Here is a 13,140-nt window from a genome sequence, read left to right as displayed (position 1 = left end):
AGCCCCCTGAAATGGAAAATGCCGCGTCGAGACGCGGCATTGTTATTTTCAGTGGTCAGACCGGCGAGTCTCAGACCGCTTGCTGCAGGATCACCGCATCGGCCTTCTTGGTGTAGGAGGCGATCTCGTTGAAGTTCAGGTAGCGGTAGGTGTCGGCCGCAGTGGCGTCCAGCGCCTTGGCATACTGCAGATACTCTTCCACGGTCGGGATCTTGCCGATGATGGCGGCAACCGCGGCCAGCTCGGCAGAAGCCAGATAGACGTTGGCCCCCTTGCCCAGACGGTTCGGGAAGTTGCGGGTGGAGGTGGAGACCACGGAGGCCCCTTCCGCCACCCGCGCCTGGTTGCCCATGCAGAGGGAGCAGCCCGGGATTTCGATGCGAGCACCGACGCGACCAAAGATGCCGTAGTAGCCCTCTTCGGTCAGCTGATCCTTGTCCATCTTGGTGGGGGGGGCGATCCACATGCGGGTCGGCAGCTCGCCCTGATACTTCTCGAGCAGCTTGCCGGCGGCGCGGAAGTGGCCGATGTTGGTCATGCAGGAACCGATGAACACCTCGTCGATCTTGTCGCCAGCCACGTCGCTCAGCAGACGGGCATCGTCCGGATCGTTCGGCGCGCACAGGATCGGCTCCTTGATGGTGGCCAGATCGATCTCGATGATTTCGGCGTACTCGGCATCCTTGTCCGCTTCCATCAGCACCGGGTTGGCCAGCCACTCTTCCATCCCCTTGATGCGGCGGGTGATGGTGCGCACGTCGCCGTAGCCTTCGGAGAGCATCCACTTCAGCATCACGATGTTGGACTTCAGATACTCGATGATCGGCTCTTTATCCAGCTTGATGGTGCAACCGGCGGCGGAACGCTCGGCGCTGGCGTCCGCCAGCTCGAATGCCTGCTCCACCTTCAGGGTCGGCAGACCTTCGATCTCGAGGATACGGCCGGAGAAGATGTTCTTCTTGCCCGCTTTCTCGACGGTCAGCAGCCCCTTCTGGATGGCGGCGTAGGGGATGGCATGGACCAGATCACGCAGGGTGATGCCCGGCTGCAGCTCGCCCTTGAAGCGCACCAGCACGGATTCCGGCATGTCCAGCGGCATCACGCCGGTGGCGGCGGCGAAGGCCACGAGGCCAGAGCCCGCCGGGAAGGAGATACCGATGGGGAAACGGGTGTGGGAGTCACCACCGGTACCCACGGTATCCGGCAGCAGCATGCGGTTCAGCCAGGAGTGGATGACACCGTCACCCGGACGCAAGCTCACACCGCCGCGGTTCATGATGAAGTCCGGCAGGGTGTGGTGGGTCTGCACATCGATGGGCTTGGGATAGGCCGCGGTGTGGCAGAAGGACTGCATGGTCAGATCGGCGGAGAAGCCGAGGCAGGCCAGGTCTTTCAGCTCGTCGCGGGTCATGGGGCCCGTGGTGTCCTGGGAGCCGACCGTGGTCATCTTGGGTTCGCAGTAGGTGCCCGGGCGAATGCCCTTCACGCCACATGCCTTGCCCACCATCTTCTGGGCCAGGGTGAAGCCCTTGCCGGTGTCGGCGACAGGCTGCGGACGACGGAACACGGTGGAGAACGGCAGACCCAGCGCTTCGCGGGCCTTGTCGGTCAGGCCGCGGCCGATGATCAGCGGAATGCGGCCACCGGCGCGCACTTCGTCGATCAGCACCTCGGTCTTCAGTTCGAACCGGGCCAGCACCTCGTCGGTGCCGTGGCGGGTGATCTTGCCCTCATAGGGGAAGATGTCGATGACATCGCCCATCTCCAGTTTGGAGACGTCCACTTCGATGGGCAGGGCGCCGGCATCTTCCATGGTGTTGAAGAAGATGGGGGCAATCTTGCCGCCGAGGCAAACGCCGCCGGCACGCTTGTTCGGCACGAACGGAATGTCATCGCCCATGAACCAGAGCACGGAGTTGGTGGCGGATTTACGGGAAGAGCCGGTACCGACCACGTCACCCACGTAAGCCAGCGGGAAACCTTTCTCTTTCAGGGCATCGATGGTCTTGATGGGGCCGATGACGCCATCCTTGTCCGGGGTGATGCCGGGACGGGCGTTCTTCAGCATCGCCAGGGCGTGCAGCGGAATGTCCGGGCGGGACCAGGCGTCCGGCGCCGGCGACAGATCGTCGGTATTGGTTTCGCCGGTCACCTTGAAGACGGTGACGGTGATCTTCTCGGCCAGGGCCGGGCGGTTCAGGAACCACTCGGCGTCAGCCCAGGATTGCAGTACCTGCTTGGCGTGGGCATTGCCCGCCTTGGCCTTCTCTTCCACGTCGTGGAAGGAGTCGAACATCAGCAGGGTATGGGAGAGACCCTTGGCGGCAAGAGGAGCCAGGGTCGCATCGTCCAGCAGGTCGATCAGCGGCTGGATGTTGTAACCACCCTGCATGGTACCGAGCAGCTCGACGGCTTCGGCGGCAGTCAGGATGGGGGAATGGGCCTCGCCCTTGGCGACGGCGGTGAGGAAGCTGGCTTTCACATAGGCCGCTTCATCAACACCCGGGGGAATGCGGGAGGACAACAGTTCTTTCAGAAAGTCCTGTTCGCCGGCGGGCGGATTCTTGATCAGCTCAACCAGGGCGGCAACCTGCTCTGCGTCCAGAGGTTTGGCAACCACGCCTTCGGCGGCACGTTCTGCGACGTGTTTACGGTATGTTTCAAGCACGACTAATTCCTCTTTGGTCTTTTTTTTGGGGTTCGCCCAAGCTCGCGGCGATCGTCCTTGCGGGACACCCGTAGGGTGCCCCCCACTATATAAGTTTTAACGACTAATTAAAATCCAAACCCTGTGCAGTTATTCATCAAACCAGCATAACCATATAAACCCATTAGGTTTTTTTAGAGTGACAAGCCGCCCACCCAAGGTGAGTTAACAAAAAGGCAGCATTTCGCCCTTATTGGAACGTAGTGCCCAATTGCAGATAGAACATGTCGTGTCCCCCCTCCGCCACGCCATAGCCGAGGAAGATGGGGCCGAGGAAACTCTCCACCCCCATATAGAGGGAACCCGAGGTATAGGAGGATTCGATGCTGATGTCCTCTCCCTTGTCCCAGACCCCCCCTTGCTCGAGGGAGCCCCCGAGGAACAGGGGCGCCTTGAAGGCACCGAAGTCGTTGTCCGCCACCCGGTAGATGTAGCGCAATCCGCCGAACAGGCTGTAGCGACCGCTCAACTGGTAATGCTGGAAGCCGGACATGCGGAACAGCCCCCCCAGATCCTGCACGAACAGCGGTACCGTCTCCTGGGAGCTTGAGCCGCCCCCTTCCAGCATCAGGTTGAGGCTGTGCCTGTCCCAGGACCAGGGCTTGATCATCACCAGCCGGTAATTCACCCCCTCGGCCTGCTCGGAGGGGCCGTCCGAGGGGTCGAGATCGACGTAGGAGTAGCCCCCCTTGATGTCCCAGTAGACCCCCTGATAGGGGAAGTAGCGGCTGTCGAGGGTATCGTGCTCGAAGCGGATGTAGGGTCCCCAGGCGGAGGCATCGGCATCCGCATTGGTGAGGTTCTGGATCTCCACGCTGCCGATCTTGCCCTCCAGCCCAAGGGAGAAGCGACTCCAGGGCTGGCGATTCCAGCCGACGGCCAGATCCACGCTGGTGAAGCTGTATTCGGAGTCCAGATAGCTGACCCCTGACGACGACCTGCTCTCTTCCGGGAAGAAGACCCGTCGCTGGGTCTTGTCGTAGGCCAGGCTCGTCTCGCCGAAGTAGGTCTGGGAGGGCTCCAGCGGGGTGTAGAAGTCAGTCTTGAGGTGCTTGGCGGTCCCGAGGGACGCCTCGGTCAGCCACTCGCCTCCCCAGTCGTTGACGTTGGTCAGGGTGTAGGACATGCCAACGTTGTAGTTGGAGCTGCTCTCGAAGTCATCGGAGAAACCGAGCTGGAAGTTGAGATAACCCGGCCCCCAGTTCTTCTCGCTGGCGTCCACCACCAGCACGTTCTCCCCGTCCCGCTCCTCCACCTCGTAGGTGATGCGATCGAACGACTCCAGGGCGTAGAGGCGACGGATCCCCGCCTCCAGGCTCTCGTAGGTCTGCACCTTGTCCGGACGCACGTTCAGCATGGCCCGCACCGTGTCGTCGGAGAGGCGCGACTTGTTGATGATCTCCACCTTGTCGATGTAGTAGGCGGGCTGGCCGCTGCGCTCGGCGCGCCGGCTCAGCTTGCCGTTGCGATAGTCTGCGTAGGCGGCGGGCGAGAGAGAGAGTGCATCGAGCCGGGCCGCTGCACTGTTGGCGACCGCCTCCCCGATCTTGATCCCCTCCGGCATCAGGGCGAAGTCGGCGATCCCCATGTTGCCGAACTCGGGGGTCAGCAGGATGTCCCTGGGGCCCAGCAGCGCCTTCTGCTTTTCGGTCCCCACCTGGGTCATGTAGGTGGTGAGCTGATCGATCATGGCCAATCCCGACTTGAGGGACTCTCGGGTACGCAGCTTAGCGCTGATGTCCACCGCGATCACCACGTCGGCCCCCATGGCCTTGGCCACGTCCACCGGCATGTTGTTGACCGTGCCACCATCGGCCAGGATGCGGCCGTCCCACTCCACCGGCTTGAGGGCACCGGGAATGGACATGGAGGCCTGCATCGCCTTGGCGAGGCTGCCGTGATCCAGCACGAAGGGGGTCACCGTCTCCATGTCGGTCGCCACCGCACGATAGGGGATAGGCAGGTTGTCGAAGCTCTTTTGCGCCGGCAGGTTGGAGGTGGCGTGGCGCAGCAGGCTGGCCATGGACTGCCCCTGGAAGAAGCCGTCCGGTAGCTGGGTCTGGTCACCGTTGACCCCGATGTCGGTGCGCAGCTGGTACTTCTCGGTCTGCTGCTTCTTGCGCAGGGAGAGCTCGTCGCGCCCCACCTTGTCCTGATAGCCCTTGTTCCAGTCGATGGCCAGCGTCGTGCGCTCCACCTCCTCGGCGCTGAGCCCCATGGCATACATGCCCGCCACATAGGAGCCCATGCTGGTCCCGACGATGATGTCCACCGGGATGTGCTTTGCCTCCAGCACCTTGAGCACCCCGATATGGGCCGACCCCTTGGCCCCGCCGCCGCTCAGTACCAGGGCGATCTTCGGACGATCCATCTTGGTTGCCCCCGGGTTTCTGGCCGAAGGCGCGGGATCATTGGCTCCGGCCGCCGCCATGAACGGCAGGGTCGCCAGCAGGAGCACAAGCAGGTGGGTCCATCCCCGATGAAAGATGCGCATATGAGAGTCCATAAATCCGGTGCGAGTCGAGCGGGCAGGCCGCCAGTCAGGTGCAGCCTACTATAAGTGCAAGCACTTTAACCGCAAGCCGGGGTGCTGGCGAGGGGTCGCCCCGCTTGCGACGATGTCTTGGCAAAATCGGGCGCCAATCCAGTCCAATCCGGGTGTGAGCGCAAACGTTAATCGACAATAAAGGCCCCCGCCGCCTCAAGAGCGCGCCAAATCAGCCGCTATTATGAGTTCAACCCTGGTTCACACTTCCGAGTCACCCCTATGTTCGCAAGCCTGACACTGAAACAGAAAATTCTGGCCACCGTCATCCTCGCCGTGGCCCTCTCCTGCCTGCTGGTGGGCTATTTCAGCCAGCGTTCTGCCCAGCAGCTGATCGAGAACCGCATGTTCGAGCAGGAGCTGCCCAACCTGACCCAGCGCATCGGCAAGGAGATCGAAAAGGATCTCACCTCGGTCGCCAATGCCGCCAGACAGCTTGCCAACGACCGCTTCGTGCTGGACTGGGTCGAGCGCGGCATGCCAAAAGAGCAGGAGTCCATCCTTATCAACCAGCTCAAGGACATGACGAGCCAGTATGGCCTGGTCACCGCCTCCTTCGCCGATCGCCAGAGTGCCGCCTACTACAACCAGGACGGTTTTCTGCGCATCCTGAACCACGAGCAGGACAACTGGTTCTATGACTACACCAAGAGCCGCCAGGATCTGATGCTCAGCATCTTTCGGGAGAGCAACGGCGAGGTGAAACTGTTCGTCAACTTCCAGCAACTCGACGGACGCGGCCTCGCCGGCCTCGCCAAATCCCTCGACAGCATGGTCAGCATGCTCGCCAACTTCCGTATCGGCGACAGCGGCTTCGTCTTCATGACAGACGGCAGCGGCAAGGTGAAGCTGCACCCAGACGCCGCCCGCATCGATCGGGACAACCTGACCCAGCTGGCCAGCGGCAGCAGCACCAACCTGCTCAACAAGCAGCCCTTTGCCGCCACCCGTGCCGAGGTCGACGGCCAGCCAGTGATCCTGGCCAGCAGCTACATCCCCCTGCTCGACTGGTATCTGGTGGCCCAGGTGCCGGAGGCCGAGATTTATGCCGAACTGGACAGAGCACGCCTGCACATGGTGCTGGTCAGCCTGGCCATCGCCGTCGGCATGGGGTTGCTCGGCGTTCTCCTGGCGGGCTCCGTGAGCCGCCCCCTCAACGAACTGGCCCGCCTGTTCCGCGAACTCGGCAGCGGTGATGGCGACCTCACCCATCGCCTCAAGGTCGATGGCCGTGACGAACTGGCCCAGGTGGCGACCGGCTTCAACAACTTTGTCGCCAAGATCCACGGCTCCATCGAACAGGTGGCGAGCAACTCCCGCCAGCTCGCCGCCACCGCCAACGAGGTGGCCGCCAAGGCCCAGCTCACCCAGCACAACTGCACCGCCCAGCGGGATCGCACCGTCCAGGTCGCCACCGCCATCCACGAGATGGGAGCCACCGTCAGCGAGATCGCCGGCAATGCATCCCTGGCAGCCGACGTCGCCAAGCAGGCCAACGAGCAGGCTGATGCGGGGGCCCAGGTCGTCGCCCAGGCCCGTCACGGCATCGTCGGCCTCTCCGGTGAAATCGAACAGGTCGCCGGGGTCATCGAGTCCCTGGCGAGCCAGACCGACTCCATCGGCAGCATCCTCGACACCATCCGCAGCATCTCGGAGCAGACCAACCTGCTGGCCCTCAACGCCGCCATCGAGGCCGCCCGTGCCGGCGAGCAGGGCCGTGGCTTCGCCGTGGTGGCCGACGAGGTGCGCAATCTCGCCAGCCGCTCCGCCGCCTCCACCGCCGAGATCCAGGGCATGATCAACAGCCTCCAGGAGCAGAGCGCCCGCGCCGTCAGTGCCATGGCCCAGGGCCGCAACCAGAGCCTGCGGGTGGTGACCCAGGCCGACGAGGCCAACGGCGCCCTCGACCAGATCACCGGGCACATCACCCAGATCAGCGACATGAACATCCAGGTCGCCACCGCCACCGAAGAGCAGTCCAGCGTGGTCGGGGAGATCAACCGCAACGTGGAGGACATCAACCAGCTCACCATGGAGACCGCTGATATCGCCCACCAGTTGACCGAGTCCAGCCGCAGCCTGCAACAGCTCTCCGGCGAGCTCGACAAGCTGGTCGGCAACTTCCGGTTATAAGATGAAAGGGCGCTGCGGCGCCCTTTTTTCACCGGGTCGACAGGGAATACCGACCCCCATGACGGCGAACCGTCATGACAAGCCGCTACAGTAGCGACACAGCAACACACCAAGGAGTCAACATGCTGGCAGGCAACCTCACCATCAAAACCCAACTGATCCTGGCCGTCACCGTGCCCTGTCTCGCCCTGCTGCTGGTTGGCGCCGCCAGTCTGCGCAGCATGGACAACATCAGGCAGCAGGCCGAAGAGCTGTTCCAGAATACCGCCACCCCCATGCGGGCCATGGCGGAAGTGGCCTCCCGCATCCCGCGCATGCGCGTCGGCATCGACATGATGCTATTGCAGGACACCTCCCTGCGCGACGAAAAGGGAGTGCTGACCCGGGTCAAGGAGACCCGCGAGGAAGACATTCCCGAGATGCGCCAGGCCATGGAGCAGGCCGTCAAGGCCCAGGTCGATCCCGACGCCCGGGCCAGGGCCCAGACCCTGCTCGATCAATTCACCCGGGTGGAGCGGGAGGAGCTGACCCCCATGTTGCAGGCGCTCTCTGACAACAAGATGGACGAGGCACGCGCCATCTACCGGGATCGCTACAGCCAGAGCTACGGGGTCATGCGCAAGGGCGCCAATGAGCTGCTCGACGGGTTGATAGGTCAGGCCCAGCATCGCAACGACCTGAGCGAAAACAGCTATGACAGCGGTCGTACCCAGATGATCGCCATCATCGCCATCGCCATCGCCATCTCGCTGCTCGTCTCGACCCTCATCCTCATCGGGCTGCGCCGCCGGGTCTCCTTCCTGCAATCCCATATTGGCGAGGTGGCCCGCCACCTCGCCCTCGACAGCCGCGCCAGTCTCACCGGCAAGGACGAGCTGGCCGAGATTGCCCACAGCTTCAACCAGTTCGTGACCCGGATCCACGGGGCCATCGTGCAGGTGGCGAGCAACTCGCGCCAGGTGGCAGCCACCGCCAGCGAGGTGGCCGCCAAGGCCCAGCTCACCCAGCACAACTGCACCGCCCAGCGGGATCGCACCGTCCAGGTCGCCACCGCCATCCACGAGATGGGGGCCACCGTCACCGAGATCGCCGGCAATGCGTCTCTCGCCGCCGACGTCGCCAAGCAGGCCAACGAGCAGGCCGATGCGGGGGCCCAGGTGGTCGCCCAGGCCCGTCACGGCATCGTCGGCCTCTCCGGTGAAATCGAGCAGGTCGCCGGGGTCATCGAGTCCCTGGCGAGCCAGACCGACTCCATCGGCAGCATCCTCGACACCATCCGCAGCATCTCGGAGCAGACCAACCTGCTGGCCCTCAACGCCGCCATCGAGGCCGCCCGCGCCGGCGAGCAGGGCCGTGGCTTCGCCGTGGTGGCCGACGAGGTGCGCAACCTCGCCAGCCGCTCCGCCGCCTCCACCGCCGAGATCCAGGGCATGATCAACAGCCTCCAGGAGCAGAGCGCCCGCGCCGTCAGCGCCATGGCCCAGGGGCGCAACCAGAGCCTGCGGGTGGTGACCCAGGCCGACGAGGCCAACGGCGCCCTCGACCAGATCACCGGACACATCACCCAGATCAGCGACATGAACATCCAGGTCGCCACCGCCACCGAAGAGCAGTCGAGCGTGGTGGGCGAACTCAACCGCAACGTGGAGGACATCAACCAGCTCACCATGGAGACCGCCGACATCGCCCATCACCTGACCGAGTCGAGCCGCAACCTGCAGCACCTCTCCGGCGAGCTCGACAAGCTGGTCGGCAACTTCCGGCTGTAACTTTTGGTGCCAACTTCATCACCCGACAGAAGGCGCTGCGGCGCCCGCTGTCGCCACCACGGCAAGCCGTGACGCAGGCGCTTTTGCACCGCCTCCACCGGCTTCTGAAAATGCCCCATAATCAGGAAAATGAGAGGAGGAGTTATGGGCAAGCTGGTAGTGATGATAGTGCTGGGGGGGCTGCTCAGTGCCTGCAGCAGCGGGCCCGTGCGGGTGCACGGGGCCGATGTGAGCGTGGACGATACCCGGATCCGGGTCAGTGATGGGGATCGCGGAGGCTACGGTACCTTCTGCCCACCGGGGCAGGCCAAGAAGGGGCGCTGCTGACCGCAGGGTGCCGAAAGACAGACAACAAAAAGCCGCTCCATGGAGCGGCTTTTCTTATGAAACGGGCAGAAGATTATTTTTTCTTCTTGGCCTTGGCGTTCGGCAGGTCGGTGATGGAGCCTTCGAACACTTCGGCAGCCAGACCCACGGACTCGTGCAGAGTCGGGTGAGCATGGATGGTCAGCGCGATGTCTTCGGCGTCGGCACCCATCTCGATGGCCAGACCGATTTCACCCAGCAGTTCACCGCCGTTGGTACCCACGATGGCACCACCGATGACGCGGCCGCTCTCCTTGTCGAAGATCAGCTTGGTCATGCCGTCGGAGCAGTCGGACGCGATGGCGCGACCGGAAGCAGCCCACGGGAAGGTGGCGACTTCGAAGTTCAGACCCTGTTGCTTGGCTTCCTTCTCGGTCAGACCCACCCAGGCCATCTCAGGCTCGGTATAGGCGATGGACGGGATCACTTTCGGGTCGAAGTAGTGCTTCTTGCCGGCGATGACTTCGGCCGCCACGTGGCCTTCGTGTACACCCTTGTGGGCCAGCATGGGCTGACCGACGATGTCGCCGATGGCGTGGATGTGGGCCACGTTGGTACGCAGCTGCTTGTCCACCTCGATGAAACCGCGCTCGTTGACGGCAACACCGGCTTTCTCGGCATCCAGCATCTTGCCGTTCGGCACACGGCCTACGGCAACCAGCACGTTGTCGTAGCGAACCGGCTCGGCCGGGGCGTGCTTGCCTTCGTAGGAGACGTACAGGCCGTCTTCACGGGCTTCAACGGCGGTGACCTTGGTCTCCAGCATGATGTTGAATTTCTTGGCCACGCGCTTGGTGTAGATCTTGACGATGTCTTTGTCGGCAGCCGGTACCAGCTGGTCGGCAAATTCCACCACGTCGATCTCGGAACCCAGGGAGGAGTACACGGTACCCATCTCCAGACCGATGATGCCGCCACCGATGACCAGCAGCTTGCCAGGAACGGTCGTCAGTTCCAGCGCATCGGTAGAGTCCCATACGCGGGGGTCGTCATGGGGGATGAACGGCAGCTTCACCGGACGGGAACCGGCAGCGATGATGGCGTTGTCGAAGGTGACGGTGGTCTTGCCGTCGGCACCTTCCACTTCCAGCGTGTTCGGGCCGGTGAACTTGCCGAAACCGTTCACGACCTGAACTTTACGCATCTTGGCCATGCCAGCCAGACCGCCGGTCAGCTGGTTGATGACCTTCTCTTTCCACAGACGCACCTTGTCGATGTCGGTCTGCGGGGCACCGAAGACGATGCCGTGCTCGGCCAGCGCCTTGGCTTCTTCAATGACTTTGGCGACGTGCAGCAGTGCCTTGGACGGGATGCAACCCACGTTCAGGCAGACGCCACCCAGGGTGGAGTAACGCTCGACGATAATGGTATCCAGACCCAAGTCAGCCGCACGGAAGGCAGCGGAATAACCGGCAGGGCCAGCACCCAGTACTACGACCTGGGTTTTGATTTCTTTACTCATCATGACCTCTTTGTCGTTCTTATATCCCCGGACAGCACAGTCTTATGCCAAACAAGGCCGCTGCAGCCGTGAAAAAAACGGGGCAAGTTTACAATCCTGTTAACGAAATGAGAAGCAAAAAGGGCGGGCTCTGGGCCCGCCCTCTCACTTACAGGACCAGTCGACGAATGTCGGACAACACACCACTCAGGGTGGTGATGAAGCGGGCACCGTCGGCGCCATCGATGACGCGGTGGTCGTAGCTCAGAGCCAGCGGCAGCATCAGGCGCGGCACGAACTCTTTACCGTTCCACTTCGGCTTCATCTCGGACTTGGAGACGCCCAGGATGGCCACTTCCGGCGCGTTGACGATCGGGGTAAAGCTGGTACCGCCGATGCCACCCAGGCTGGAGATGGTGAAGCAACCGCCCTGCATGTCGGCAGCGGTCAGCTTGCCGGCACGGGCCTTCTTGGAGATCTCGGCCAGATCGCGGGACAGCTCGTGGATGCCCTTCTTGTTGACGTCGCGAACCACCGGAACCACCAGACCGTTGGGGGTATCCACCGCCACACCGATGTGGATGTACTTCTTCATGATCAGCTTGCTGCCGTCTTCGGACAGGGCGCTGCAGAAGCGCGGATGGGCTTCCAGGGCCTTGGCGGCCGCCTTCAGGATGAACACCAGCGGGGTGATCTTCACGTCCAGCTTCTGCTTCTCGGCCAGGATGTTCTGCTCTTTGCGGAACGCTTCCAGATCCGTGGTATCGGCTTCGTCGAACTGGGTGACGTGGGGGATCATGGCCCAGTTGCGGTGCAGGGCAGGACCGGAGATCTTCTGGATACGGGTCAGTTCCAGCTCTTCGACAGGGCCGAACTTGCTGAAATCAACCTTCGGCCAGGCCACGACGCTCATGCCGTTGCCAGTGCCGGTACCGGCAGCCGGAGCGGACTCGGCGCGCTTGACCGCATCCTTCACGTAAGCCTGCACGTCTTCTTTGACGATGCGACCCTTGCGACCGGAGGCTTTCACCTTGGCCAGGTTGACACCGAACTCGCGCGCCAGACGGCGTACAGCCGGGGAGGCGTGGACGTAGGCGTCGTTGGCGACGAAATCGGAGGCGGCAGCAGCCTGGGCAACCGGTGCAGGAGCGGCGGCAGCCGGAGCGGCAGCAACGGGCGCTGCGGCAGGAGCCGGAGCAGCCACGGCAGCCGGAGCGGCACCCGCCACTTCGAATACCATGATCAGGGAACCGGTGGAGACCTTGTCACCCGCCTTCACCTTGATCTCCTTGACCACACCGGCGAACGGCGCAGGCACTTCCATGGAGGCCTTGTCGCCTTCCACGGTGATCAGGGACTGGTCGGCTTCAACCTTGTCACCCACGGCGACCATGATTTCGGTCACTTCCACTTCGTCACCGCCGATGTCCGGCACGTTGACGTCCTTGGCACCGGCGGCAACCGGAGCAGCGGCAGCCACGGGGGCAGCAGCAGGAGCCGGCGCGGCAACAGCGGCCGGGGCAGCGCCCGCCACTTCAAAGACCATCACCAGGGAGCCGGTAGAAACCTTGGCACCGGCGGCAACCTTGATCTCGACCACGCGACCGGCGAACGGTGCCGGCACTTCCATGGAGGCCTTGTCACCTTCCACGGCAATGATGGACTGGTCGGCTTCAACCATGTCGCCCACGGCAACCATGATCTCAGTCACTTCGACTTCGTCACCACCGATGTCCGGCACGTTGACGTCCTGGCGAGCGGCAGCAGCAGGAGCGGCGGCCGGCGCGGCAGCAACCGGGGCAGCAGCCTGGACCGGAGCCGGTGCGGCAGCACCCTCGGCTTCGAAGACCATGATCTGGGAACCGGTGGCAACCTTGTCGCCCACCTTGATCAGGATCTCTTTGACGATACCGGCGGCGGGGGCCGGGACTTCCATGGAGGCCTTGTCACCTTCCACGGCGATCAGGGACTGGTCCAGCTCGACCTTGTCACCCACGGCCACCATGATCTCGGTGACTTCAACTTCATCGGCACCGATATCCGGCACCATAATCTGTTTGGACATTGCGCTTTATCCTCTTGCGCTCAGCCAGGTGGAGTTGTACTCGATGCGGGTCTTGGCCGGGTCGAGGATCTTGAACGCCTGCTCGGCATAGGTGAGGGCGTTGTGCTTGATGGC

The 13,140-nt window shown here is 63.1% G+C and carries 7 protein-coding genes; 3 read left to right on the top strand and 4 right to left on the bottom strand.

Annotated elements, in window-relative coordinates:
- Positions 1-70 precede the first annotated feature (70 nt).
- Together acnB and AB5Y54_RS14635 are read right to left on the bottom strand one after the other, a co-directional pair.
- The gene (acnB, locus tag AB5Y54_RS14640; RefSeq protein ID WP_368153947.1) at positions 71-2,668 is read right to left on the bottom strand and encodes a bifunctional aconitate hydratase 2/2-methylisocitrate dehydratase; all 2,598 of its coding nucleotides are present in this window, start codon (positions 2,666-2,668) and stop codon (positions 71-73) included.
- Positions 2,669-2,897: 229 nt separating this feature from the next.
- Positions 2,898-5,201 (bottom strand): patatin-like phospholipase family protein, encoded by a 2,304-nt coding sequence (locus AB5Y54_RS14635; protein WP_180898714.1) that lies wholly within the window; start codon positions 5,199-5,201, stop codon positions 2,898-2,900.
- Positions 5,202-5,474: 273 nt separating this feature from the next.
- Between AB5Y54_RS14635 and AB5Y54_RS14630 the strand changes: the two genes are divergently transcribed.
- From AB5Y54_RS14630 to AB5Y54_RS14620, 3 genes are all read left to right on the top strand, one after another.
- On the top strand, positions 5,475-7,385 hold the full coding sequence (locus AB5Y54_RS14630) for a methyl-accepting chemotaxis protein (RefSeq protein WP_048208552.1): 1,911 nt from the start codon (positions 5,475-5,477) through the stop codon (positions 7,383-7,385).
- A gap of 122 nt (positions 7,386-7,507) precedes the next feature.
- Complete coding sequence (locus AB5Y54_RS14625; RefSeq protein WP_119197033.1) at positions 7,508-9,154, top strand: methyl-accepting chemotaxis protein; 1,647 nt, start codon at positions 7,508-7,510, stop codon at positions 9,152-9,154.
- 144 nt (positions 9,155-9,298) lie between these two features.
- Entirely contained in the window at positions 9,299-9,481 is a 183-nt protein-coding gene (locus AB5Y54_RS14620; protein WP_017779057.1) for a hypothetical protein, read from the top strand.
- 73 nt (positions 9,482-9,554) lie between these two features.
- On the opposite strand, the gene lpdA is transcribed toward AB5Y54_RS14620, so the two are convergent.
- On the bottom strand, positions 9,555-10,982 hold the full coding sequence (gene lpdA, locus AB5Y54_RS14615; RefSeq protein ID WP_010675812.1) for a dihydrolipoyl dehydrogenase: 1,428 nt from the start codon (positions 10,980-10,982) through the stop codon (positions 9,555-9,557).
- Positions 10,983-11,130: 148 nt separating this feature from the next.
- Positions 11,131-13,026, bottom strand: coding sequence for a pyruvate dehydrogenase complex dihydrolipoyllysine-residue acetyltransferase (aceF, locus tag AB5Y54_RS14610; protein ID WP_042015108.1), 1,896 nt, complete (start codon positions 13,024-13,026; stop codon positions 11,131-11,133).
- Between the last annotated feature and the right edge of the window lie 114 nt (positions 13,027-13,140).

The organism is Aeromonas sp. s9 (assembly GCF_040907765.1).
GTDB lineage: Bacteria > Pseudomonadota > Gammaproteobacteria > Enterobacterales > Aeromonadaceae > Aeromonas > Aeromonas caviae.
This window is presented reverse-complemented; position numbering and strand designations above follow the sequence as displayed.